Raw genomic sequence first — 25667 nt, 5'->3', positions numbered from 1 at the left:
TGCTCAATCCAGGCGCTGCGCCCGCTGTTCTACCTCAACCGCGCCGCAAGCACCCCTCCGCGCAGCGGTTCGTGCACCGGCCCAGAAACAGCCTCAAACGCCAGCTTGGCTCAAAATCCATCGGCACGAAATGCCTTTGCCCCATCAGCATCTTTTCTCGCCTTTTTCTGGGTGGTTCACCGTAGCTGGAAACGGGAGCACACCCTACCCCGCGATTTCGGGAGATAAATCACTGATATTTATTCGGAATAACGTTTTGGGCGGAATCAACCCGTCTACGAGTTGAGCGGGTTTACGCTGAACCGCAGGCAACTCACTTTGCGATAAGTAGCAGTAATTAATAGATATCTCTCCGCGCTCTCGCGGGTCGCAGAAGAGTTGCGATTTTTAGCGTAATCCTTCAGCGTTTCGCTGCCTTGATCGGCACCACTTCCGCGCCCTCGCGGAGCTTATCAAGGTAGTCGCTCCACCACTGCATCATCTTTAAACGCTCTTTCCAATGTGCGCCGCGATGGTAGGCTGCACGGACCTTATCGCTGTCGCCGTGCGCAAGCGCGCGTTCGATGGCATCGGGGTTCCACTTGCCACTTTCGTTCAACAGCGTGGAGGCCATCGCTCGGAAGCCGTGAGCGGTCATCTCGTCGGTGGTATAGCCCAAGCGGCGCAGGCCTGCGTTGATGGTGTTGTCGCTCATTGGTCGCCTCCGGGTTCGGACTGACGGGAATACGTAGCCATCGGGGCCGGTCAATCTGTAGGCCTCTTCCAGAATCGCGAGGGCTTGGCGTGAGAGAGGGACAAGGTGATCCTTGCGCATCTTCGTCTTGCTCGCGGGGATTGTCCACAGAGCCTCATCGAAGTCGATCTCGCTCCAATCCGAATGGCGGAGCTCACCTGGCCTTACGAACACATGCGGAGCAAGCTGCATTGCCAGTTTGGTGATGGGTTGACCTTCGTACCCGTCGATAGCCCTGAGCAGCTCGCCAGCCTCGACGGGATCAAGAATTGCACCGTAATGTGTCACTGTCGGGTTCATCAGCGCACCTCTCAAGTCGCGCGTCGGATCGGACTTGAGTCGCGCCGTGGCCACCGCATAACGGAACACCGAACCTGCCAGTTGCAAGGTTCGCTTCGCGCTTTCTAGCTTGCCCTTACTCTCGATCCGGCGAACGACTGTCAGGATGTCGGTAGGCTCGATATCGGCAATCGGCAGATTGCCAATTGAGCTGTTCAGGACCGACAGCAGATATTCGCAGCGCTTTGCCGTTGCCGGTGCCCAGGCCCTTGAACCATCATGTTTGCACTTCTCACAGAACTCGGCGGCGATTGACGCAAAAGTATTTTCGGCACCAAGCTTCGCGCGCGCCCTCTCACGCTGTTTTTCGCGTGAAGGATCCTTGCCGTGCGCCAGCTGCTCTCGCGCCGCGTCGCGCCTTCTGCGGGCCTCTGCCAACCCAATTTCCGGGTAGCGTCCGATCGCCAGCTTCTTCTCCCGGCCATCGATGCGATACTTCATTCGCCACAGTTTTCCGCCGGTTCGCTCCACCAAAAGGAAGAGCCCCAACGAGTCGCTCATTTTTGTAGGCTTTCGGACCAGCCTTGGCTTTGCGAATTGCAACGTCAGTAAGCGCCATGATTTCAGACCTTTACCCAGAAAAGCCCCCCCCAGACTGGGGGCCTCTCGAATTGGCGGAAACCTACATGGCCCCCAAAAAGGCCCCCAGTTTCGAGAGATCTGGCGAGACTAGCCGAGCAAATGCAGGACAAGCGCAAGCCAAAAACCCTCGGATTTCCGAAGGTTTTATAGCGTTTCCGGGATGTTTTGGGAAGGCGGCAATGGAGCGGGTGAAGGGAATCGAACCCTCGTCGTCAGCTTGGGAAGCTGCTGCTCTACCATTGAGCTACACCCGCAAATGAAAGGCGCTAAAATGATGCGGATCGCGTCGCGACGCGATCCATACCTTCGCACGCTCCCATGCACCGGATGTACTGCCCGGTCAATACAACTTCGACGCGAAGGCCTCTTCGCGTCTCAGGAACACAGCGATACGACACCATGGCTTGGCATTGTGATCAGCTGGTATAGAAAGGGCAAATGTCTCTGAGCGAGCAGAAGCAGAATGACCGTCGGACGGTTCTGATCACTGGCGGAGCCAAGCGATTGGGTGCGACGATCGCGCGCCATTTTTCCGAGGCGGGGTTCCACGTCCTCATTCACTGTCACCGATCGACGGAGGCTGCGCATGCCCTGGCGCGTTCGCTGCCAAGCGCGGAGGTCGTTTCGGCAGATCTTTCAAAGCTCGATACGATCGACCGCTTCGTCGCCGATCTTGCCATACGCGTCCCCAACTGGACCGTCCTCGTCAATAGTGCGGCAATTTTCGAACCCGATCTGGCAGACGATCTCGATCCCGACATTTTCCGGCGAAGCAATGCCATCAACGCGGCGTCGCCTTCCCTGTTGTCTCAGGCGTTCCTGCGTCATACGCGCAAAGGGTCGCAAAGGCGCGTCATCAACCTTATCGATCAGAAGATCGCGAACACAAATCCCGACTTCTTTTCCTATACCATGTCGAAACACGCGCTTTTTGCCGCAACCCGCATGATGGCAATGCATTTTGCGCGCAGTTCCGATCGCATCTACGGTCTTTGCCCGGGCGCAATGTTGCCCAGCCACGATCAGCACGATGCCGAACACGAACAAAGCGGCCGCATGAATCTGCTCCGCCGGCTGACCTCCCCTGACGAACTGGCGCAGGCGGCGGTTTTCCTCGCCAAGGGTCACGTCGCCAGCGGCGCGACATTGTTTCTCGATTCCGGGCAGCACCTGCTCGCTCAGGAGCGCGACGTCCTATACCTCGCGCGCGAGGGTGGCGGAGGGCGCTGAACGCCCCCTGCCCCGTCAATTTTCGTTCAGCTCGCGAACCAGTCGCGGCGACGGGTAAATGGTCTCCAACGCCTCCTGCACCGCGGCGGCGGACACCGATACGGTCCGGTTCAACTCGGGGTCATAGCCGTAATTGCCGCCGATGGAATGGATATTGCCATCGAACGCCGCGCCGATGACGGAACCGTCGCGCGCGATCGTGGGCGAGCCGGAGTTGCCGCCGATGATGTCATTGGTCGACACGAAATCATAGGCCGTCGCCTTATCGATCTGCCCTTCCTTCGCCAGATATTGGGACGCGAGGTCATAAGGCTCGTTTCCGGTTGCACGTTCGAACGCACCGCCAAGAGTCGTCACCGGGTCGATCTCACGACCACGTTCGGTCCAGCCCTTCACCTGGCCGTAGCTGATGCGAAGCGTGAACGTCGCATCAGGATAGATCGTGTCGCCATAGGCTGCAAAGCGGGCGTCAGACAGATCGGCCTGCGCGACCGAGATGGGTCCGGTCACGCGCTCGTTCACGGCCTGCCGCAATTCGCGCTCGCGTTCGTCGAGGCGCAGCGCGTACTGAATCATCGGATCGTCCGACGCCTCGATCGCGGCCATGCCATTGTCCCAAAGATAGCGACGATATTCCGGCTCATCCACGCGGGTTCCCGTCACCAGCCGGCTGGCCAGCCCTTCGGGAGATTCGTTCCCGAGCAAAAGCTTCGTATCGGGATCGTCGGCACCCAGATACTCGCGTGCTTTCGACAGGCTCCAACCGAGCGTTTCCTCTTCCAGCCAGGGATAGATCGGACGTTCGTCGAACAGATTCTTGCTCAGCAGCGGTAGCGCGCTTTCGGTAAAGCCGGGCAGACGTTCCGCATTCGGTTTTTCCCGTTCCTGTGCCGCGCGAACGAGCGTTTGCGCGAAGCTGAAGAGCGAGCTCTGCGGATCGATGAAACGGTAGGACAGATAGAGATCGCGATAATCGCCCATCGCACTGTCGATGGCGGTCCAGGGATCGCCGATCTCAGCATTGCCGGCGCTGCGTTCGCGCAGATCGGCCTCCCTGCTTTCGAGCGTTTCGACGAATGCGGCATCGTTCAACGCACGCTGCCGTGCAAGATAGACCTTTAGCGAGTTCTCGATGCCGAACAGGGTATCTTTGGCCTGCCGCGCCTTTTCCGGATCGGTTTGCCCAATGGCGATCAGCCGTCCGCGCAGTTCCGACATCGTCGCGATGGTGACCGGAATACGCAGGTCGCGATCGAAGTCGACCTGCGCCTGTGTGTAAAGGCGCGAGGTCGAACCGGGGTTACCCACCACGAACGTGATTTCGCCCGGTTCGGGACGGCGCGGGTTCCAGCGCAGGTGATTGGCCGGCGTGACCGGCTTGCCATTCTCGTAAGCGCGCAGGAATGCGGCATCGAGGGCATAGCGCGGGTAGTTGAAATTGTCGGGGTCGCCGCCAAAGAACGCGGCCTGAAACTCCGGTGCCCAGGCGATACGCACGTCGGAATATTTGCGATAGCGGTAAAGCTTGTACTGCCCCCCGCCGAACAGGCTTACGACCTGACAGCGGATTGTGTCATCCTCACATCCCTCGGATTCCAGCTCTGCGATACGGGCGTTGCGCGCATTGACGAGCGCCTCTCCGGTAAGCCCTTCGATCCTGCCCTGAATATCGCCGGTCACGTCGGTGATCTGCGTCACGACTTCGGCCTGCTGTCCGGGGCACATGCGTTCCTCGGCAAGACTGCCGGGGTTGAAGCCGTTTTCGATAAGATCGTTCTCCGCCGTGGAGAGATCCTGAAGGCAGCTGACCACACAATGGTGGTTGGTCAGGATAAGCCCTGCATCCGACACGAAGCTCGCCGAGCACCCCCCGGTGAGGCGAACAGCCGCCGCGCGGGTTCGATCCAGCCATTGTTGATCCGGTGCCCAACCATACTCCCCTTCCATCCGTTCGGTCGGGAAATTGTCGAAGGTCCACATCCCCTCCTCTGCCATGGCGGGTGCGGAAAGAATAGCGGGCGCGGCGAGCATGGCGCTCGACAGGATCAGGCTACGGATACGCATGTATGGCATACTCTTGTCTGGTAAGGCCTCTTTGAAAATGGGGCCTCTTGATAGATGGACGTTTGCTACGCCGGCCAAGGTATAAAACGTTTCCTTCGTAACAACCTCGATAGTTGATTGCACGGACCGCAACGTTTGAAAAGCCCCGCCGGTCCCGCATTACCTGTCTGGCGAATTCAAAAAGCACCAAGGTAGACCGATGATGCATATTGCCGCCCCGGTTCGCGGCTGATAGGCGCAGCGCAAATCTGCCGTAATCGAAAGAAGTGTCGCATGTCGCATTCCGATATCAACAAGGTTGTTCTCGCCTATTCGGGTGGATTGGACACCAGCGTCATCCTCAAATGGTTGCAGGTGACGTACGATTGCGAGGTGGTCACCTTCACCGCCGATCTCGGTCAGGGCGAAGAACTCGAACCTGCGCGCAAGAAGGCGCAGATGATGGGTGTGCCCGACAAGCATATCTTCATCGACGACCTGCGTGAGGAATTCGTTCGCGATTTCGTCTTTCCCATGATGCGCGCCAATGCCCGTTACGAAGGCGACTATCTGCTCGGAACCTCGATCGCACGGCCTCTCATTTCCAAACGCCTGATCGAGATCGCCCGCGAAACCGGCGCCGATGCCATCGCCCATGGTGCGACCGGCAAGGGCAACGATCAGGTTCGCTTCGAACTGTCCGCCTATGCGCTGGCGCCCGATATCAAGGTCATTGCCCCGTGGCGCGAATGGGATCTCACCAGCCGGACCGCACTCATCGCCTGGGCCGAACAGCACCAGATCCCCGTACCGAAGGACAAGCGCGGCGAAAGCCCGTTTTCGACCGATGCCAATCTCCTTCACACTTCTTCCGAAGGCAAGGTGCTCGAAGATCCGTGGGAGGAGACGCCGGATTACGTCTATTCCCGCACGGTCAATCCCGAGGATGCGCCCGACACACCCGAATATATCACCATCGACTTCGAAAAGGGCGATGGCGTGGCGCTCAACGGGAATTCCATGAACCCCGCCGAATTGCTTGCCGCGCTGAATGAACTGGGTCGCAAGCATGGGATCGGGCGGCTGGATCTCGTCGAAAACCGGTTCGTGGGCATGAAATCGCGGGGCATGTATGAAACGCCCGGCGGAGAAATCTATGCCCGTGCACATCGCGGGATGGAGCAGATCACGCTGGACCGCGGCGCTGCGCATCTCAAGGACGAGCTGATGCCGCGCTATGCCGAGCTTATCTATAACGGTTTCTGGTTCTCCCCCGAACGTGAAATGCTACAGGCGGCCATCGATCACAGCCAGGCGAATGTCAGCGGCACCGTGCGGCTGAAGCTTTACAAGGGCAATGCCGACGTGGTCGGTCGCAAGAGCCCGGTGAGCCTTTATTCCGAACGCCACGTGACGTTCGAAGACGACGCCGGCGCCTATGATCAGGCCGATGCGGCGGGCTTTATCAAGCTCAATGCGCTGCGCCTGCGACTCCTTGCCGGACAGGGGAAGCGTTAAGCGGCATTAACCATGTTGCACCAGCGAAAGCAGGGTAAGCTGTTCATCAGGTCGGACGGGTCGACCCCAAATCGCCGTGCCGGCATGCTATATTGCGGAGCATGGATGACACACATACGCTTCCAACCCGCCGCAAACGGCTTGCCACGCTGATCCGCCTCCGCAGGCAGCGGGCTATGCTCGTGTTCGGCGTCGCCGCCATCGTCCCCGCCTCCGCCGCGCTGGCCGTGTCGGAGAATGAGGCCCCTCAGACCGTTGCCATCGGCAATGGCGTGGCCGGGGTAGATTCCGAACTCCCCGCCGCATCCCCGGTTCCCGCCGAAGAGGCTGCGCCTGCGAAAAACCGCCTCGCCGCCCTCGCCCATCAAGTCGAGGCCGATGTCTCCGACATCCGCCGCGAGCTTGGCACGGGCGAGGCCAGCTATTACGGGCCGGGCCTTTCCGGGCGCCCCACGGCGAACGGCGAGCGTTTCGACCCCACCGAGCTGACCGCCGCGCACCGCACGCTCCCCTTTGGCAGCAAGGTTCGCGTGACCAGCGAACGCACCGGCAAATCGGTGACCGTGCGCATCAACGATCGCGGCCCGTTCCACGGCAATCGCGTCATCGACCTGTCCGAGGCCGCCGCGCGCACGATCGGGCTGGCGTCGCGTGGGCGGGGTCAGGTGCGGATGGCGCTGCTCAACTAACTCCCATAACAGTGTTGCGCGAAACGGGCGTTGCCGCATGGGCGGTGACGCCCGTTTGCGTTACGCACCATTGGCGCACCCCCTGCACCCGGTCGGCCCGGACCGGGTCGGCCGGGTTCAGCCGTTCGGCACGCAGCCGCGCCACCGTGCAATGGCACAGGCGACTTGCGCGCGCCGTGGCGAGGCCCCGCGCCTCGTATCGGGCGGTGCATCGCTCCACCGCGGCGGCGTGGGCGGGCGTCATCACCCCGTCCCCCGTTTCGCTGCCACAGGCGGCGAGCGCGACGAGCGCAAGCGGCGCGGCCAGCGCGGGGCGGATCATTGCCGGGATCGTCATGCAGGTCAGGCGGGCCATGCGCGATGGTTTGCACATCGTGGTTAAGGCCCGGTTAGCATGATTGACGAAGCGGACATAAGTGACACGTCCAACATGCGCCGTCCGCGTGTTTGCCCCGCCGGCGCGCACGGCAATCTGCGGCTTTGCGGGGGCGAGGGTTACGGATCGGCGCATGGGCGAAAAAATTACCGGCGGTGGCCGCGGGGTGGATAGCCCGGCGCGGTGGCAGGCGGTCCCGCCTGCGCCCGGTCGGCATACCAGCTGCGCAGGAGAAATTGCGTCTCCGTCCGTTCGGCGGTTTCGGGTTCGACCGGATCGCGGCCCGGCACGGGTTCGCCGTCCTCCCATTCCAGCGGGCCGTGCTCGATGCGGTCGAGCAAGCGGTCCCAGCCTTCCGCGCTATATTCACGGGCGATCTGATGCCGACCGATGCGCCAGGGATTTTCGGCGATCCAGATGGCGAGCCGTTCGTCATAGACGCGGTGCGAGCCGATACGTTGCCCGTGATAGTAATGCGGCACCTCGACGCCGTTGATCGCGCGGTCGAGCATGGCGTGGGCAAGCTGCGACAGCCCGGCCTCCAGCGCGGTTTCCCAGCCGAGATCGAAGGGCGTGTTCTTCAACCGGGCGCGCAGGCGATAGGCGGATTGCCGGCTCTTGCCCACGCTGCGCGCGGCCTGCGCCACGGATTGCGAGGCGGTGAGTTCGCGCAGGAACGCCGCCATCAAGGATTTCGTCCACGCGTCGCGGCGCGGCGTGCGCATGACGCGGCGCGGGGTTTCGTCATCGGCGGGAGGGTCGGCGGGCGGCGTTTCGTGCGTGTAGGATGCGGCCATTACCAGCGCCCCCGGATCGCGGAATCGTCGCGCGTGCGGACGGTGCGCGCGGTGCCGAGCAGCACTTCCTCATTGCGCATATGCTGAATGAGCAAGGCCGGGGTGGTGCGCGGCCCCTCCCCTATCCGCCCGTGCGCGACATGATCGGCCCAGCGGCGGGCATGGTCGAGATGGTCGATGTCGCCGGGCGGCGGGATGTAGAGGGGCATGGTTCACCTGTGAGTTTGTTGCAGGGAACCGGGGGATTTAGGGATGTGCGGAGTTGTAGGAAAATAAAATTTGGGCGGTAGCTGACCTTCGATCACCATGACACTCAAACATTTACCTTATTGCGCAATAATTGCTAATCTTTATCATGAGCTTGTGGCATGACCCAGCGCGACCCGAAACCTGAACAGAAAAATAAAAAGCTTTCCAACACGGGGGTTGAGGAGCCCCTTACTGGTGTTATCGAATCTCGCGCCGACGAGGCCAGAAATATTGCTGAAAAAATAAAGCGTGATGACGAAGAGGTAAAGAAATATGTCAACGAAAGGCGCGATAGCATCCGCCGAGGCGCAAGAAGAAGCCGAAATCGCTTCCGTTTTTGACTTTCTTTACCACGATAGCAGGCGAATAGCATCCTATCTTTCGCAGTTTGATAGTAGTGGACTTTTGAATGAAGTTACACAGTCGGAAGGGGTTGCGAAGGGTTCAAAACGAGGGAAACGCTTCGGAATTGGCGGCAATACACCTTTAGGTGGTGGCAATGTGGAACTCGAGATCGGCCCCGGCGAGTCGGGAAGCGAAAGCATGACGCGGGTTTACGATCCGTATTGGGCTAACGCATTACAGTTTTTAGACGTTCTAGACGAACGGAACATGATACAACGCAATGTAGACAAAGCGCACATTGGACAGTTTGTGCTTACTAAAGGCTATTTAAGTATCCAAGACTTAGCCATGATGAGGGAAGCTTGGAAAGCCCCTTCGATACAACGGAAAATTAAGGGTAACGTGCCAAACGGCAGAAAATCTCCAAGTATGACCGCTGCGCAAAAAGCCGCGGCTAAAGAACAACAAGAAAATACCGAATTATTCCTCGATATGATTCAGCTTATGCCTCACTCGGTCTATGCACGATTAATTACGAGTGAAGGCGAGGACGATCGCCTTGTATGGAGCGTGATAAATCAGGACCATCTAGTTGGCTTAGCAAGCGACATTACGCTCACCTACGGCGAGATGTTATCCGGGGAATGGTCGATGTTAGGAATACTCAGCGCAAAACCTGAGTACTTAACTCCAGACTTGAGCAACCAGTTCGACGAAAACGACTTGGGACTGACGCATAGCCTTGTAGGGCAGATATCGAAAATGCTTTCTCCCTTGGTTCGCGTTTCTTTAGGGCGACCGTCTGCGGCACATGCCGTCACCCCGCTTTTGATATTTAGGGAGGTCACTTGAAAGGTGAATAACTATTTGGTGGGAAAGCATTCGAAATAATAATCGGAGGTTAGTTTACAACATCCCCCGCAAATAATGCCCCGTAAAGCTGCGCTCTTCCTTCACGACATCCTCCGGCGTGCCTTCGGCAACAATCTCGCCGCCGCGCACGCCGCCGTCGGGGCCGAGGTCGATCAGCCAGTCGGCGGTCTTGATCACGTCCAGATTGTGTTCGATCACCACCACCGAATTGCCCTGATCGACAAGGCGGTGCAGCACCTCCAGCAATTTGCGCACATCCTCGAAATGAAGCCCGGTCGTCGGCTCGTCGAGGATATAGAGCGTCTGCCCGGTTGAGCGGCGCGCCAGTTCCTTGGCCAGTTTCACGCGCTGCGCCTCGCCGCCGGACAGGGTCGTCGCCTGCTGCCCGACCTTGACATAGCCCAGCCCCACCTCGTTCAGCATGCGCATCTTGTCCCGGATGGGCGGCACGTTTTCAAAGAATGTTTCCGCATCCTCGATCGTCATGTCGAGCACGTCGGCGATCGAGTGCCCCTTGTGCCGCACCTCCAGCGTTTCGCGGTTGTAACGCTTGCCGCCGCATTCCTCGCACGTGACATAGACGTCGGGGAGGAAGTGCATCTCGATCTTGATCAGCCCGTCGCCCTGACATGCCTCGCACCGGCCGCCCTTCACGTTGAAGCTGAAGCGGCCGGGTTTGTAGCCGCGGGCCTTCGCCTCCGGCAGACCGGCGAACCAGTCGCGGATATTGGTGAAGGCGCCGGTGTAGGTCGCCGGGTTCGAACGCGGGGTGCGGCCGATGGGGGACTGGTCGATCTGAATGACCTTGTCGCAATTTTCGAGGCCGGTGATCTTGTCATGGGCGCCCGCGATGATGCGCGCGCCGTTCAACGCCCGCGCCGCGCCGGCGTGCAGCGTGTCGATGGTAAAGCTGGATTTGCCCGAACCCGACACGCCGGTGATGCACGTGAACGTGCCGAGCGGGATCGACGCGGTGACGTTCCGCAGATTGTTGGCGCGGGCGCCGTGGACGGTGATCTTCTTCTTGTTGCCCTTGCGCCGCTCGGTCGGGACGGCGATTTCGCGCGTGCCGTTGAGATATTGCGCGGTGAGCGATTTTTTGGACTTCAGCACCTGTTTCAACGTGCCTTCGGCGACGATCTCGCCCCCGTGGACGCCCGCGCCGGGGCCGAGGTCGACGACGTAATCGGCGGCGCGGATCGCATCCTCGTCATGTTCGACGACGATCACCGTATTGCCGAGATCGCGCAGGCGTTTCAATGTTTCGAGCAGGCGGTCATTGTCGCGCTGGTGCAGGCCGATGCTGGGCTCGTCGAGGACGTAGAGCACGCCGGAAAGCCCGCTGCCGATCTGGCTGGCGAGGCGGATGCGCTGGCTCTCGCCGCCCGACAGCGTGCCGCTGGTGCGGTCGAGGTTGAGGTAGTCGAGGCCGACATTGTCGAGGAAGCCGACGCGTTCGTCGATCTCCTTGAGGATGGCGGCGGCGATCTGGTTCTGCTGATCCGTCAATTTGGAGGGCAGATCCTTGAACCAGGCGAGCGCGTCGGACACGGACAGGCGCACGGGGCCGGAAATGCTCTCGCCCGCGACCTTCACCGACAAGGCTTCGGGTTTGAGGCGGGCGCCGCCGCAGGTCTCGCACGGTTGCGCGGTCTGATAGCGGGCAAGTTCCTCGCGCATCCAGGCGCTTTCGGTCTGGAGCATGCGGCGGTTGAGATTGCCGATGACCCCTTCGAACGGCTTTTTCACCGTATAGCTTTTGCGCCCGTCCTTGAACGTGAGCGGGACCGCCTTCCCCTTCGTGCCGAACAATATGGTGTCGTGCACGGTTTCGGGCAATTCGGCCCACGGGGTGGCGAGGTCGAAGTCATAGGCGGCGGCGAGACTCGACAACACCTGCATGTAATAGGGCGATGGCGGGTTGGACTTCGCCCAGGGCACGACCGCGCCTTTTTTGAGCGAGAGGTTTTCGTTCGGCACGACAAGCTGCGGATCGAACAGGAGCTTTTCGCCCAGCCCGTCGCAGGCCGGGCACGCCCCCTGCGGCGCGTTGAAGGAGAACAGGCGCGGTTCGACCGCCTCGATCGTGAAGCCACTCACCGGGCAGGCGAAACGTTCGGAAAAGACGATGCGATTGGCGGGCAGCCCCGCGCCCTTCAATTGGCCGCCGGTGGCATTGGCGGCGCCCTCGCTCTCTTCCTCTCGTCCCGGCACGACACCATCGGCGAGGTCGACATAGGCCAGACCATCGGCGAGTTTCAACGCGGTTTCGAAACTGTCGGCCAGCCGCGTCTCGATCCCCTCGCGCACGGCGAGGCGGTCGATCACGACCTCGATGTCATGCTTGAATTTCTTGTCGAGCTTGGGTGCGTCGGCGATCTCGTGGATTTCGCCATCGATGCGCACACGGGTAAAGCCGGCCTTCTGCCATTCGAGCATTTCGCGGCGATATTCGCCCTTTCGCCCACGCGCCACGGGGGCCAGCAGGTAGAGCCGCGTCCCCTCCGGCAATTCCATCACCCGGTCGACCATGTTGGAGACCGTCTGCGCCTCGATCGGGAGGCCCGTCGCCGGGCTGTAGGGGACGCCGACCCTTGCCCAGAGCAGGCGCATGTAATCGTAGATTTCCGTCACCGTCGCCACGGTCGAACGCGGGTTGCGGCTCGTCGTCTTCTGCTCGATCGAAATGGCGGGCGAGAGGCCGTCGATATGTTCGACGTCCGGCTTCTGCATCATTTCGAGGAATTGCCGCGCATAGGCGGACAGGCTCTCGACATAGCGGCGCTGCCCCTCGGCATAGATGGTGTCGAAGGCGAGGCTGGATTTGCCCGACCCCGACAGCCCGGTAATGACGATGAGGCTGTCGCGCGGCAGGTCGATGTCCACACCTTTGAGGTTGTGTTCGCGCGCGCCGCGCACGGATATCTTGGTAAGGGCCATGGACGATCGTGTTCCGCAAATGTTCGCGCCAGTCAAGCGATGGCCGACAAAGCCATGCAGCATGACGATGCCTCGCATCCGGCGCAGGGTGAAAATGGTCGTTGTTCATGTGGGCGGGGTTTTGACGATTGCAACGCATGGCCGTTCCATCGCGCGGACGCGGAACCGATCCACGCCCCGCCCGGTTTGAGGAGCATGCGATACGCGTTGCCCTGCTTTGCCGCGCTCTTCCTGTGCGCCTGTTCTGCGGGCGACGGCAAAGAAGACGCCCCGCAAGGCGATGCGACCGGCGAAATTTCCTCCGGCGATGACTCCGGTTCTTCTGCAGGCGATCATCCGTCGATGCCCGGCGGTGAGGCGGCGGGCATCGATGACGCCGAAGAGAGCCAGGACATCGCGACCGGGCCCGATGCCCCGCGTGAGGTGCCGGTCCGGTTCCGGGCGACCTACGCGCTCGACCCCGGTGCATGCCGCGGCGATCACGAATATGCCCCATCATTCCAGGCGGTGACGGTCGGGCGCGACCGGGTGAATTTTTTCGAGACCGGCGGCCCCGTCACCCATGTCGCGGTGGACGGCGACGCGATTGCCATCACCCTGCGCGAAACGGTGGGACCGGCCGAACATACGCGCGCGATCTATCTTGCCCTGAACGGCGATGGGACGGTGCGGTATCGCCCCGGTGAGGGCGAGGATGTGCGTCGCTATGTCACGTGCGGGGAACAGAACGCTGCGCAATAATCGCGCTTGCGCTCGGCGGCTGCGGTGTTCAGCATGGGCGCGCGGAAAGGGAGATACGCGATGACAGGAAAACATGCGCTCTGGCTTGGCGCGGTGGCGATGACGCTTGGCGGCTGTGCGACGACGCCGGTGCCCGCATCGTCCGTACAGGCGCCGGTGATGCCGGCAGCAGCGACGCCCGGCGATGCCGCTGCCTTGTCGCACTCGGCATCGCAGGCGACCCTTGCCGCACACATCTGTGCGCCGTTCCTCGATCCGGGAGAGGCGGATCAGATCGTGACGACCGGCGTGCGAATGGCCAGACCGGCACCGGGCGCGCCGCCCGTAAACCGGACCGCCGGGTCGCCGCCGCTCCCGCCTCCGCCGCCGCCGCCGCCGCCTCCTCCACCGATGGCCAGCGCCGCGCCGATGGTCCAGCCGCAGAGCGGCTATGCCCCCGCGGCGCAGAATCGCGAGCGCTATGCGGGCGAGGAAGTCGCCGATGTGCAGCGCGTCGCCGAGGCGCCGGTGTCCACCTTCGCGGTCGATGTCGACACAGGAAGCTACGCCAATGTGCGGCGCATGATCACAGATGGCGAGCTTCCGCCGCAGGCCGCGGTGCGGACGGAGGAGATGCTGAACTATTTCCGCTACGCCTATCCCGCGCCGGATGCGAACGGGCCGCCCTTCACCATTTCCGCCGACATGGCGCGCACGCCGTGGAACGCGGACACGCGCGTGCTGCGCATCGGATTGTCGAGCGTGGCGCCGAACCGGGACACGCGCGGGCCGGTCAATCTGGTGTTCCTCGTCGATGTGTCGGGTTCCATGGCGACGCGGAACAAGCTGCCGCTGGTGCAATGTTCGCTTGCCCTGACGGCGGAGCGTTTGCGGCCCGACGACCGGGTGAGCATCGTGACCTATTCGGGCTATACCCAAGTCGCTCTGAAACCGACAAACGACAAGCGGGCGGTAATGGACGCGATTGCCGGGCTGTCCGCGGGCGGGGCGACGGCAGGCGGCGCGGCGATCGAGCTCGCCTATGATCTGGCGCGGCAGAACTACCGCGCGGGCGAGGTTAATCGCATCATGCTGGCCACCGATGGCGATTTCAATGTCGGGCTGACCGACAGGGATGCGCTGATCGACATGGTGGAGCGCGAGCGGGAGGGCGGCATTTCGCTCACCGCGCTGGGGTATGGCACCGGCAATTATAACGAGGCGATGATGGAACAGATCGCCGACCACGGGAACGGCAATTATTTCTATATCGACCGCGCGGAGGAAGCGGCCAAGGTGCTCGACGAAGAGCTGGCCGCGACGCTCGTCACCATTGCGAAGGATGTGAAGATACAGGTCGAGTTCAACCCGGCCCATGTCGCGGAATATCGCCTCATCGGTTATGAGAACCGCGCACTCGCCGAACAGGATTTCGCCAATGACCGGGTGGATGCGGGCGAAATCGGCGCGGGCCATCAGGTGACGGCGCTCTATGAAATCGTGCCGACGGGCGCGAAGGGGTGGTTCCCCGAACGCCGGTACGAAGCCAATGCGCGCCCCTCCGCGCGCGGCGACCGGTCGGGCGAAATGGCGGTGGTCCGCCTGCGCTATAAAATGCCGGAGGGGACGCGATCCATGCTGATCGAACGGGCGATCTCCGCGAGCATGATCGCGGATGCGGAACCGGCGCGCGGGGACATGGCCTTCGCGCTCGCCGTGGCGGGATATGCGCAGACCCTGCGCGGAGATGACAGGCTGGGCGCGTGGACATTGGACGACAGCGCCGCGCTGGCCCGGACGCAAGGGGGCACCGGCCCGCTTCGCGCCGAATTTGCCGAACTCGCCGCGCAGGCCGCCGCGTTGATGCGCGGCGATCCTGCGCCGTAACGGCCACCGTGCACAGGCTTTTCGTCGGTATCCCCCTTCCCGAAGCGATCGGTGATGCGCTGATCGATACGATGGACGGGATCGAGAATGCGCGCTGGCAATCGGACGCGCAATTGCATCTCACGCTGCGCTTTATCGGCGAGGTGGACAGCCCGCTTGGCAATGATGTCGCGGATGCGCTGTCCCGCGTGGCACATCCCGCCTTCCCGCTATGTTTCGAAGGGATCGGCCATTTCGCGCGCAAGGGGCGGGCGACGGCGGTATGGGCCGGTGTGTCGCGTTCGCAGCCACTCCTCGCCTTGCAGCGCAAGGTCGAGCAGGCCTGCCGCGCGGCGGGGTGCGACCCTGAAACCCGGCGCTTCGTGCCGCATGTGACGCTTGCCCGGCTGAATCTGGCGAGCGGCCCGATCGGCGATTTCCTGCGCGCGCACGCCACGCTTCGCACGCCGCAGTTCGAGGTGGATCGCTTCGTCCTGTACGAAAGCCATCTGAGCCGCGCCGGATCGCTTTACGAGCCGGCGGTGTCCTACCCGATGCGGTGAGGCCGATGCGGTGAGGCGGGCGGGTGCGCCTGCGCGCCTTATCGAGGGTGTGAACGCGTTTTTCGGCCAATTTGCATGGCATCCTTGCCGAAATGCGCCGCCTGCAACGCTCCTCTGTAATACTGGTTTTGCCCGGTTCTGTTAATTTGCCGACTGCGCAATGTCCGTGTTCTGCCGTAAAGCGAAGATAGCGATCAAACAGATGGATAGCACGGCCTTGAATGGATATCGTTGAAACGGCAAAGCGGTTCGGGTCGGGAACGTGGCTACACGCGATGGCCCAGAGAGTTCGAGCGATGCGGTGCACGGCGCGGGATACTGGCCAACGATGGTAACAAGGGTCAGATGGTCATGGCGTTCGTGCCGCAGGTCATCGAGGCCCGCACGCGCATGATCGCCTTTGCCATCGGCGCATCGACCGGCGCGGGTTTTGCGATTTCGTCCAGTGCCCATCGCTGTCGGAGATCGCATCGCCGCCGCCCTTTCGCGAAACGGTTGCGGTCGTTTCATTTGCTATCAATGCCCGGTTCAACCATGAAGCGCTATCACGCCGTTCATGTTTGACAGGAGGAACGATTTGACGCGGACAGGATTACTGGCGAGCGCAGCTCTTGCGCTGACCCTTGGGGGATGCGCGACGATGGACAATGATACGATGAACCCCGCGACCGGCGCCGCGGCGCTTCCGGGAAGCGGCGGCATGCCGGATATGAGTGCGGTTCCGCAGGCGACCGGCGTATTCGCGGCCCCGTCCGACCTCCCCTTTCACGCGCCCGACTTCACCGAAATCGAAGACGGCGACTACCTTCCGGCCATGCGCCAGGGCATGGCGATTCAGAAAGCCGAGGTCGAGGCGATCGCCAACAACCCGGCTCCGCCGACCTTCGCCAACACGATTGCCGCGCTCGACGCTTCGGGCGATTTGCTTGGCCGTGCGGCGCGGGCATTCTATGCCGTGACGGGGGCCAATACGAACGACACGCTGGACGCCGTCGAGACCGAGATCAGCCCCGAAATGGCCGCGCATTCCGACGCCATCTATCTCAACGCGCCTTTGTTCGCGCGGGTGAAGGCGGTTTACGACAATCGCGCCGCGATGAGCATGACGGTCGACGATGCCGCTTTGCTGGAGGAAACGTACAAACAGTTCGTGCACGCCGGCGCCAACCTGTCCGATGCGGACAAGGCGCGCCTGCGCGATCTCAACACGCGCATGTCGACGCTCACCACGCAATTCGGGCAGAAGGTTACCGCGGGCACCAACGATGCCGCGCTGATCGTGTCGGACCGGGCGATGCTCAAAGGCTTGAGCGACGCGCAGATCGAGGCCGCGGCCGATGCGGCGGCATCGCGGGGCAAGGCCGGGCAATATGCGCTGGTGCTGCAGAACACGACGCAGCAGCCGCTCCTCTCCAGCCTCGACAACCGGGAAACGCGCCGCCGCCTGTTCGAGGCGAGCCTGACGCGCAATTCGCAGGGCGGAGAGGACGACACCAACGGAATCGTCCTCGAACTCGTCAAGCTGCGCGCCGAGAAAGCGGCGCTGTTCGGCGAGGACAATTTCGCCGAGTGGCAGATGTACGACCGCATGATCGAGAGCCCGGATGCGGCGATCGAATTCATGCGCGGCCTCGCCCCCGCCACGGCGCAGGCGCAGAGCCGCGAGGCCGCCAAGCTGAATGCCATGATCCGGTCCGAGGGCGGCGATTTCACGGTGCAGCCGTGGGACTGGAGCTATTACGCGGAGAAGGTGCGCAAGGCGGAATACGATCTCGACGAAAATGAGATCAAACCCTATTTCGAGATGAACAACGTGCTCGAAAACGGGGTGTTCTACGCCGCGAACCAGCTTTACGGCTTGACCTTCGCAAAGCGGGACGACATTCCGGTCTATCACCCCGATGTCACCACCTATACGGTGTTCGACCGCGACGGGTCGGAACTGGGCCTGTTCTATTTCGATCCGTATCAGCGGGAGAGCAAGCGCGGCGGGGCGTGGATGTCGAACTTCGTCGATCAATCGCATCGCGACGGCACGAAGCCGGTCATCTACAACGTGCTCAATATCCCCAAACCCGGCGCGGGTGAGCCGACGCTGCTGACCTTCGATGAAACCACGACGATGTTCCACGAATTCGGCCATGCGCTGCACGGCTTTTTCGCGGATCAGGAATATGCATCGATGTCGGGCACGGCGGTTGCGCGTGATTTCGTCGAGTTTCCGTCGCAGATGAACGAAAAATGGGCGAGCGAGCCGCGCGTGCTGGCCAATTATGCCAAGCATTACCGCACGGGCGAGCAGATCCCGCAGCAGTTGATGGACAAGATCGACGCCGCGGCGAAGTTCAACCAGGGCTTTGCGCTTGGCGAAACGCTTGCCGCGGCGATGATGGACATGTCGTGGCACACGCTGACCCCGGCGCAGGTTCCGGCCGACGTGGCCGCGTTTCAGTCGCGGGCTCTGGCCGATACCGGGCTGAATACCGGCATGGTGCCGCCGCGCTACAGCTCGCCCTATTTCCGGCACGTGTTCGGGGGCAGCTCCTATTCCGCTGGCTATCACGCCTATCTTTGGACCGAGATGCTGTATCACGATGTCGGTACCTGGTTCGATGCCAATGGCGGCATGACCCGCGCGAATGGCGATCGTTATCGCGACGTGGTGCTGTCGCGCGGCGGTACGCTCGATTACGGGACGGCGTTTCGCACGCTGACCGGCCATGACCCGCGCGTGGAGCCGATGCTGGAGGCGCGCGGTTTCGTTCCCGGCGATGCCGAACCGACCAATGCGGATGAAACCGGCTGATCGCTGCATTCGCGGATTGATTATCGGACCGGCCGGGGCGACCCGCGCCGGTCCGATTTGCATGATGGCCGCCGATATGCGCGATGCGGCATGGAAGAAACGGCCCCGGCGCAAGCCGGTCCGCACGATGAGGGTGAGCCGGGAAGAACGCCGCCCGCCTGTCGGAGCAAGGCCATGCGCGACGGGGGCGGTCGCGGTGGGCCAGCGTGTGGCAGGAAGCCGTTCAAGCCAAGCCGGACGACCCGCCACCCTTCCCGCACCAGCGAAGCGAACGCGCGTTCAGCAAGGGCAGCAACGCCGAATCGGCAAGGCATGCCTCCCCAAATGCGATTGCACGGTTCAGCATCTCGGGCGGTGCGTGCCGATAGGCCGGGCGCCCCGCGACATGATCGCACCACCGCCCACCACACGCATTGTCGAGCAGGATGCGGGCAAAGCAGTGATCGTGCCGCACCGGCCAGCCATGCGACGCCGCCACGCCCGGCAAATCCACCCGCGTAAGCCGTAGCCAGATGGTTTCGAGTTCGTCTCGCCGCATATACGACCCGGTCTAGCCCGAGCCACAAAAGCGGACCAGCCCCCGGCGCATGGTTGCGTGCAAAACCCCCTCTTGCTATTGCGAAGTGTTATCGAAGATTGTTTTCAGCCTATCGTTTTGGCGGTTGCAATCGAGTGATGTGACGCCTACCCACCCTATCAGAAGGCCGTGCCGCGATTGTTCGCGGGCTGTCGCTGCGCGCACTGGTCCGGACCCGCGAATGCGAAGAGGAATATCGACCTGATGGCACGCAAGAAAATCGCCCTGATCGGCTCGGGCATGATTGGCGGAACGCTCGCCCACCTGGCTGCGAAGAAGGAAATGGGCGACGTCGTCCTGTTCGACATTGCCGAGGGCATGCCCCAGGGCAAGGCGCTCGACCTTTCGCAATGCGGCCCGGTCGAGGGTTTCGACGCGAAGATCACAGGCACGAACGACTATGCCGACATTGCCGGCGCTGATGTGGTCATCGTCACCGCCGGCGTTCCCCGCAAGCCGGGGATGAGCCGCGACGATCTGCTCGGCATCAACCTCAAGGTCATGAAATCGGTCGGCGAGGGTATCAAGAACAATTGCCCCGACGCTTTCGTCATCTGCATCACCAACCCGCTCGACGCGATGGTATGGGCCTTGCGCGAATTTTCGGGCCTGCCGCATGAAAAGGTCGTCGGCATGGCTGGCGTGCTCGATTCGGCGCGCTTTGCCACGTTCCTCGCGTGGGAATTCGACGTGTCGGTGAAGGATGTGAACGCCTTCGTCCTCGGCGGTCACGGCGACACCATGGTGCCCGTGCTGTCCTACTCCACCATCAGCGGCATCCCCGTTGCCGACATGGCGAAGATCAAGGGCGTCGACACCGCGCGCCTCGACGAAATCGTTGACCGGACGCGCAAGGGCGGCGGCGAGATCGTCGGCCTGCTCGGCAATGGGTCGGCCTATTACGCGCCTGCGACCAGCGCGATCGCCATGGCCGAGGCCTATCTCGGCGATCAGAAGCGCATCCTGCCCTGTGCCGCGCATCTGACCGGCAAATATGGCGTCGACGGGCTTTATGTCGGCGTGCCCGCGGTCATCGGCAAGGACGGCATCGAGGATGTCGTCGAGATCGAATTGAACGACGAGGAAAAGAGCAATCTTCAGGTCAGCGTCGATGCGGTGAAGGAACTGCTCGAGGCGTGCAAGGGTCTCGACGGCGACCTCGCCTGAACGCGGATCGCGAACAGAATACAAGGAGATCGGGATGAGCATTCTCGTAGACAAGAATACCAAGGTCATTACGCAGGGCATGACCGGTTCCACCGGCACGTTCCATACGCAACAGGCGCTGGATTACGGCACGCAGATGGTTGCGGGCGTGACGCCGGGCAAGGGCGGCACGACGCATATCGGCCTGCCCAATTTCAACACCGTCGCCGAGGCGAAGGCCGAAACCGGCGCGACCGCATCGTGCATCTACGTGCCGCCGCCGTTCGCCGCCGACTCCATCCTCGAGGCGATCGACGCCGAGATGGAACTGATCGTGGCCATCACCGAGGGTATTCCCGTGCTTGACATGGTGCGGGTGAAGCGCGCATTGGAAGGCAGCAAGTCGCGCCTCATCGGGCCGAACTGCCCCGGCGTGCTGACCCCCGGCGAGTGCAAGATCGGCATCATGCCCGGCTCCATCTTCAAGAAGGGCAGCGTCGGCGTCGTGTCGCGTTCGGGCACGCTGACCTATGAAGCGGTGCATCAGACGACGGCGGTGGGCCTTGGCCAGACGACCGCGGTCGGCATCGGCGGCGACCCCGTCAATGGGACGAATTTCATCGACGTGCTCGATCTGTTCCTGTCCGACGACGAGACGAAGTCCATCATCATGATCGGCGAGATCGGCGGCAGCGCCGAGGAAGAAGCCGCGCAGTTCATCAAGGACCAGGCCGCCAAGGGCCGCAAGAAGCCGATGGTCGGCTTCATCGCGGGCCGCACCGCGCCTCCGGGCCGGCGCATGGGCCATGCGGGCGCCATCGTTTCGGGCGGTCAGGGCGGCGCGGACGACAAGATTGCGGCGATGGAGGATGCGGGCATCCGCGTCTCGCCCTCGCCGTCCAAGCTTGGCGAAACGCTCGACGGTCTGCTGAAGGAACTGGCCTGAGGCCGCGGGTGGGCCGGATCGCGGCACGCGGCGTCGTGCGCTGCGTGATCCGGCCCGCCACGATTTTCATATTATCGCCGGAACGCCCGGCAGGCTGCGAGATTGAGCGCCATGGCTAACGAGAATTCGTCCCCCCTTCCCGACCTCGATTACGACGGACCGCAGCAAGGTCCGAGCTGGGCGCGCAAGGCCTGGCCCATGACGGGCGAAGGGGCGTTCGACGACCTGACGCAGGCGCTCGACCCCACGCGCATGAAGGCCGAGGTCAAGGACGCGGCCAAGAAAAAGGGCGCGCCGGTCGATGAAAAGGCGGTCGAGGCCGCCGCCGATGCGTCGGTCCGTGCGATGCTTTTGCTACGCACCTATCGCGTGCGCGGGCACCTTGCCGCCGATCTCGATCCGCTGGGTCTTTCGCACCGCGAGCTTCCCGCCGATCTTGAGCCGGAATATCACGGCTTCAAGGGCGACGATCTCGACAAGCCGGTCTATATCGGCGGCAATCTGGGCCTCGAATGGACCACGGTTCGCGAGATGGTGGACATTCTGCGCGCCAATTATTGCGGCAGCGTCGGCCTTGAATACATGCATATTTCGGATGTGGAGGAGCGCCGCTTCCTTCAGGACCGGATGGAAGGCGCGGACAAGTCGATCGACTTCACCCTGATGGGCAAGAAGGCGATCCTGTCCGCCGTGATCCGCGGCGAGCAATACGAGAAATTCCTCGGCAAGAAATATGTAGGGACGAAGCGTTTCGGTCTCGACGGCGGCGAGGCGATGATCCCGGCGCTGGAATCGGTCATCAAATATGGCGGCGCGCTTGGCGTGCGCGAGGTCGTCTACGGCATGGCGCATCGCGGCCGGCTGAACGTGCTCGCCAATGTGATGGGCAAGCCGTACAAGGTGATCTTTCACGAGTTTTCCGGCGGCAGCGCGAACCCCGAGGATGTCGGCGGTTCGGGCGATGTGAAATATCACCTCGGCACGAGCACCGACCGCGAATTCGATGGCATCAAGGTGCACATGAGCCTGGTGCCCAACCCGTCGCATCTCGAAGCGGTCGATCCCGTCGTGCTGGGCAAGGTCCGCGCGCAGCAGACGTTCCACGACGACATTGGCACCGACGAGGAAGGCCGCGGCAAGCACAAGCAGGTGCTCCCCGTGCTGATCCACGGCGACGCGGCCTTTGCGGGGCAAGGCATCGTATGGGAATGCCTCGGCTTTTCGGGCATTCGCGGATACAATACCGGCGGCTGCATCCATTTCGTCATCAACAATCAGATCGGCTTTACCACCAGCCCGCAATTCGCGCGGTCGAGCCCCTATCCCTCCGATGTGGCGAAGGGGGTCATGGCGCCCATCCTGCATGTCAATGGCGACGATCCGGAGGCGGTCACCTTCTGCTGCAAGCTGGCCATCGAATATCGTCAGAAATTCGGGCGCGACATCGTGATCGACATGTGGTGCTATCGCCGGTTCGGCCATAACGAGGGTGACGAGCCGAGCTTTACCCAGCCGCTCATGTACAAGCAGATCAAGAACCACCCCGGTGTCGCCGCGCTCTATAGCCAGCGGCTGCGCGAGGAAGGCGTGATCGACGGCGATTGGGAAAAGGAGCAGGAAAAGAGCTTCACCGATCACCTCGAGGAAGAGTTCGCGGCGGCAAAGAGCTACAAGCCGAACCAGGCCGACTGGTTCGCGGGGCGCTGGTCCGGCCTCAACAAGCCGGCCGACCCCGAAACCGCGCGGCGCAGCGTCGACACGGGTATCGAGGGCAAGCTGTTCGACAGCCTTGGCCGCACGCTCACCACCGTGCCGGACGATCTCAAGATCCATCGCACGCTGGGCCGCGTGCTCGACGCGAAGCGCGAGATGTTCGATGGAAAGGCGGGCTTCGACTGGGCCACGGCGGAGGCGCTGGCCTTCGGGTCGCTGGTATCCGAAGGGTTCGCGGTGCGCCTGTCCGGTCAGGATTCGGGCCGCGGCACGTTCTCCCAGCGGCACGCCGCCTGGGTCGATCAGGAGGACGAGCGCAAATATATCCCGCTGTGCCAGGTGCCGCATGGGCGGTTCGAGGTCTACGACAGCCCGCTTTCCGAATATGGCGTGCTGGGCTTCGAATATGGCTATGCGCTCGCCGATCCCAAATCGCTCGTGCTGTGGGAGGCGCAGTTCGGCGATTTCGCCAATGGCGCGCAGATCATGATCGATCAGTTCATCGCCGCGGGCGAGGCGAAATGGCTGCGCGCCAATGGCCTCGTCATGCTGCTTCCCCATGGTTACGAAGGGCAAGGGCCGGAACACAGCTCCGCCCGTCTGGAACGGTTCCTGCAACTGTGCGCGGGCGACAATATCCAGGTGTGCAACATTACCTCGCCTGCGAATTATTTCCATGTCCTGCGCCGTCAGATGCTGCGCCCGTTTCGCAAGCCGCTCATCATCATGACGCCAAAATCGCTGTTGCGGCATCCGATGGCACGCTCGACGCGCGAGGAATTCCTTGGCGACCGGCATTTCCGCCGGATCCTGTCCGACACGAAGGACATCGCGGACGAGAAGGTGAAGCGGCTCGTACTGTGCTCGGGCAAGGTTGCCTACGACCTGATCGAGGCGCGCGATGCCGCGGGGCAGGATGACACGAGCATCGTGCGCATCGAGCAGCTTTACCCCTTCCCCGGCGAACCGCTGGCGACCCGCATCGCCCGCATGAAGAACGTGGAGGAAGTGGTCTGGTGTCAGGAAGAGCCGCGCAACAATGGCGCATGGTTCTTTGTCGAAAGCCAGATCGAGCAGGCGCTCGCCGAAGCCGAAGCGCCGGTGCGCCGGCCCCGCTATGCCGGGCGACAGCCTGCGGCCTCGCCCGCGACGGGTCTCGCCTCGCGCCATGCGGAGCAGCAGGCAGCCCTTGTTTCCGATGCCCTCGGCCTGTCGGTCGAAGACGAAATCCGGCGGCGCAAGTGAGGGGCGCAGGCCCCCTCCCCGCCATCAGCATGACCGGCATGACGCCGCGAAAGGACGCGTAAGCGATGAGCACCGAAGTCAAGGTTCCCACCCTGGGTGAAAGCATCAACGAAGCCACCGTCGGCGAATGGCTGAAACAGCCGGGCGACCGGGTGGAGGCAGACGAGCCGATCTGCAGCCTGGAGACGGACAAGGTCGCGATCGACGTGAACGCGCCCGCCGCCGGCGTCATGGGCGAGTTGATGGCCGAGGTCGGCGACAATGTCGAAGTCGGCGCGCTCATCGCGACGATCGAGGAAGGCAGCGGCGGCGGTGCCAAGCCGGCCCCCAAGCCCGCCCAGGCGAATGACGAGGAGAAGCAGGGCGCGCCCGCGAAACAGGATGGCGGCGACAATGCGCAGGGCGGCGATGGCGCCGATGCCGCGGTCCTGTCGCCGGCGGTGCGCCGCGCGGTGCTGGAACACGGGATCGACCCCGCCGGGATCAAGGGCTCCGGCAAGGACGGACGCCTGACCAAGGAAGACGTGCTGGCCGCCGCGAAGGCTCGCGATGCGGGCGGCGCGAGCACCAGCGCCCCTGCCCCCGCGCCCAGCGCGACGGGAGACGCCGGCGGCCGCAATGTCGAGCGCGTGAAGATGACGCGCCTGCGCCAGACCATCGCCAAGCGGTTGAAGAGCGCGCAGGACACCGCGGCGCTGCTCACCACCTTCAACGATGTCGACATGACCGCGGTCATCGAGGCGCGCACCCGGTACAAGGATCTCTTTGCCAAGAAGCACGACATCCGGTTGGGCTTCATGGGCTTTTTCGCGAAGGCGGCGTGCCTTGCGTTGAAAGACGTACCGTCGGTCAATGCCCAGATCGAGGGGAACGAGATCCTCTATCACGACTATGTCGATATTTCGGTGGCCGTGTCGGCGCCGAACGGGCTGGTCGTGCCGGTCGTGCGCGATGCGGACAAGAAGGGCTTTGCCCGGATCGAGCAGGACATCGCCGATTTCGGCAAGAAGGCGAAGGACGGCACGCTCACCATGGAAGAGATGAAGGGCGGCACCTTCACCATTTCCAACGGCGGTGTGTTCGGGTCGCTGATGTCGACGCCGATCATCAACCCGCCGCAGAGCGCGGTGCTCGGTCTTCACCGGATCGAGGACCGTCCGGTGGCCATCGACGGCAAGGTCGAGATCCGGCCGATGATGTATATCGCGCTGTCCTACGATCACCGGCTTATCGACGGGCGCGAGGCGGTGACCGCGCTCAAGATCATCAAGGACGCGATCGAGGATCCGACGCGCCTCCTTATCGACCTTTAATCGTTCGCGCCCGGTGGCGCGCGCACCCGATACCGGCCAGCACTGGCCCGACAAGATG

21 protein-coding genes, 1 tRNA gene and 1 pseudogene are annotated in these 25667 nt (G+C 62.6%); 15 read left to right on the top strand and 8 right to left on the bottom strand.

Annotation, left to right across the window (positions count from 1 at the left end):
* On the top strand, positions 1-228 hold a 228-nt coding region (locus K4G67_RS15310), incomplete at its 5' end, for a hypothetical protein (protein WP_239807178.1).
* 172 nt (positions 229-400) lie between these two features.
* Here K4G67_RS15310 and K4G67_RS15305 read toward each other — a convergent pair.
* Together K4G67_RS15305 and K4G67_RS15300 are read right to left on the bottom strand one after the other, a co-directional pair.
* Positions 401-1631: pseudogene (locus K4G67_RS15305) on the bottom strand (tyrosine-type recombinase/integrase).
* Between the two features lie 203 nt (positions 1632-1834).
* Positions 1835-1908 (bottom strand) — tRNA-Gly (locus K4G67_RS15300).
* 184 nt (positions 1909-2092) lie between these two features.
* Here K4G67_RS15300 and K4G67_RS15295 point away from each other — a divergent pair.
* A complete protein-coding gene (locus K4G67_RS15295) occupies positions 2093-2884 on the top strand; it encodes an SDR family oxidoreductase (RefSeq protein WP_239807177.1) in 792 nt (263 codons plus the stop codon).
* A 15-nt stretch (positions 2885-2899) separates the two neighbouring features.
* Here the strand turns inward: K4G67_RS15295 and K4G67_RS15290 are convergent, their stop codons facing one another.
* Positions 2900-4948 carry a S46 family peptidase gene (locus tag K4G67_RS15290; RefSeq protein WP_239807176.1) on the bottom strand — a complete coding sequence of 683 codons (2049 nt, stop codon included), beginning with the start codon at positions 4946-4948 and terminating at the stop codon, positions 2900-2902.
* 273 nt (positions 4949-5221) lie between these two features.
* On the opposite strand from K4G67_RS15290, the gene K4G67_RS15285 reads away from it, so the two are divergent.
* Positions 5222-6445 (top strand): argininosuccinate synthase, encoded by a 1224-nt coding sequence (locus K4G67_RS15285; RefSeq protein ID WP_239807175.1) that lies wholly within the window; start codon positions 5222-5224, stop codon positions 6443-6445.
* Positions 6446-6546: 101 nt separating this feature from the next.
* Entirely contained in the window at positions 6547-7134 is a 588-nt protein-coding gene (locus K4G67_RS15280; protein WP_239807174.1) for a septal ring lytic transglycosylase RlpA family protein, read from the top strand.
* Here K4G67_RS15280 and K4G67_RS15275 read toward each other — a convergent pair.
* From K4G67_RS15275 to K4G67_RS15265, 3 genes are all read right to left on the bottom strand, one after another.
* Entirely contained in the window at positions 7127-7471 is a 345-nt protein-coding gene (locus tag K4G67_RS15275; protein WP_239807173.1) for a hypothetical protein, read from the bottom strand. The genes K4G67_RS15280 and K4G67_RS15275 overlap by 8 nt on opposite strands.
* Before the next feature lie 185 nt (positions 7472-7656).
* Positions 7657-8307 carry a hypothetical protein gene (locus tag K4G67_RS15270; RefSeq protein ID WP_239807172.1) on the bottom strand — a complete coding sequence of 217 codons (651 nt, stop codon included), beginning with the start codon at positions 8305-8307 and terminating at the stop codon, positions 7657-7659.
* Entirely contained in the window at positions 8307-8516 is a 210-nt protein-coding gene (locus K4G67_RS15265) for a hypothetical protein (RefSeq protein ID WP_239807171.1), read from the bottom strand. The genes K4G67_RS15270 and K4G67_RS15265 overlap by 1 nt, the downstream gene beginning before the upstream one ends.
* A 159-nt stretch (positions 8517-8675) precedes the next feature.
* Here K4G67_RS15265 and K4G67_RS15260 point away from each other — a divergent pair, with 159 nt between their 5' ends.
* Both K4G67_RS15260 and K4G67_RS15255 read left to right on the top strand, forming a co-directional pair.
* Positions 8676-8897, top strand: a complete 222-nt coding sequence (locus K4G67_RS15260) for a hypothetical protein (protein ID WP_239807170.1) — start codon at positions 8676-8678, stop codon at positions 8895-8897.
* The gene (locus K4G67_RS15255; protein ID WP_239807169.1) at positions 8830-9753 is read left to right on the top strand and encodes a DUF6414 family protein; all 924 of its coding nucleotides are present in this window, start codon (positions 8830-8832) and stop codon (positions 9751-9753) included. The genes K4G67_RS15260 and K4G67_RS15255 overlap by 68 nt, the downstream gene beginning before the upstream one ends.
* 54 nt (positions 9754-9807) lie before the next feature.
* On the opposite strand, the gene uvrA is transcribed toward K4G67_RS15255, so the two are convergent.
* Entirely contained in the window at positions 9808-12714 is a 2907-nt protein-coding gene (uvrA, locus tag K4G67_RS15250; RefSeq protein WP_239807168.1) for an excinuclease ABC subunit UvrA, read from the bottom strand.
* Positions 12715-12753: 39 nt separating this feature from the next.
* Between uvrA and K4G67_RS15245 the strand changes: the two genes are divergently transcribed.
* From K4G67_RS15245 to K4G67_RS15225, 5 genes are all read left to right on the top strand, one after another.
* On the top strand, positions 12754-13455 hold the full coding sequence (locus K4G67_RS15245; protein ID WP_239807167.1) for a hypothetical protein: 702 nt from the start codon (positions 12754-12756) through the stop codon (positions 13453-13455).
* A gap of 60 nt (positions 13456-13515) precedes the next feature.
* Positions 13516-15321, top strand: coding sequence for a vWA domain-containing protein (locus K4G67_RS15240; protein ID WP_239807166.1), 1806 nt, complete (start codon positions 13516-13518; stop codon positions 15319-15321).
* A gap of 8 nt (positions 15322-15329) precedes the next feature.
* Positions 15330-15863, top strand: a complete 534-nt coding sequence (gene thpR / locus K4G67_RS15235; protein WP_239807165.1) for an RNA 2',3'-cyclic phosphodiesterase — start codon at positions 15330-15332, stop codon at positions 15861-15863.
* Between the two features lie 351 nt (positions 15864-16214).
* A complete protein-coding gene (locus K4G67_RS15230) occupies positions 16215-16427 on the top strand; it encodes a hypothetical protein (RefSeq protein ID WP_239807164.1) in 213 nt (70 codons plus the stop codon).
* Positions 16428-16503: 76 nt separating this feature from the next.
* Entirely contained in the window at positions 16504-18669 is a 2166-nt protein-coding gene (locus tag K4G67_RS15225) for a M3 family metallopeptidase (RefSeq protein WP_239807163.1), read from the top strand.
* A gap of 223 nt (positions 18670-18892) precedes the next feature.
* Here the strand turns inward: K4G67_RS15225 and K4G67_RS15220 are convergent, their stop codons facing one another.
* Positions 18893-19207, bottom strand: a complete 315-nt coding sequence (locus tag K4G67_RS15220) for a GCN5-related N-acetyltransferase (protein ID WP_239807162.1) — start codon at positions 19205-19207, stop codon at positions 18893-18895.
* A 243-nt stretch (positions 19208-19450) separates the two neighbouring features.
* Here K4G67_RS15220 and mdh point away from each other — a divergent pair, with 243 nt between their 5' ends.
* From mdh to odhB, 4 genes are all read left to right on the top strand, one after another.
* Entirely contained in the window at positions 19451-20413 is a 963-nt protein-coding gene (gene mdh, locus K4G67_RS15215) for a malate dehydrogenase (protein ID WP_239807161.1), read from the top strand.
* A 34-nt stretch (positions 20414-20447) separates the two neighbouring features.
* Positions 20448-21338 (top strand): succinate--CoA ligase subunit alpha, encoded by an 891-nt coding sequence (sucD, locus tag K4G67_RS15210; protein WP_239807160.1) that lies wholly within the window; start codon positions 20448-20450, stop codon positions 21336-21338.
* 111 nt (positions 21339-21449) lie between these two features.
* Positions 21450-24296 carry a 2-oxoglutarate dehydrogenase E1 component gene (locus tag K4G67_RS15205; protein WP_239807159.1) on the top strand — a complete coding sequence of 949 codons (2847 nt, stop codon included), beginning with the start codon at positions 21450-21452 and terminating at the stop codon, positions 24294-24296.
* Positions 24297-24361: 65 nt separating this feature from the next.
* A complete protein-coding gene (gene odhB / locus K4G67_RS15200; protein WP_239807158.1) occupies positions 24362-25609 on the top strand; it encodes a 2-oxoglutarate dehydrogenase complex dihydrolipoyllysine-residue succinyltransferase in 1248 nt (415 codons plus the stop codon).
* The last annotated feature ends 58 nt before the right edge of the window (positions 25610-25667 follow it).

Source organism: Croceicoccus hydrothermalis (assembly GCF_022378335.1).
Classification (GTDB): Bacteria; Pseudomonadota; Alphaproteobacteria; order Sphingomonadales; family Sphingomonadaceae; genus Croceicoccus; species Croceicoccus hydrothermalis.
Note: the sequence above shows the minus strand (reverse complement) of the source record. Positions and strands in the feature narration are given on the sequence as shown.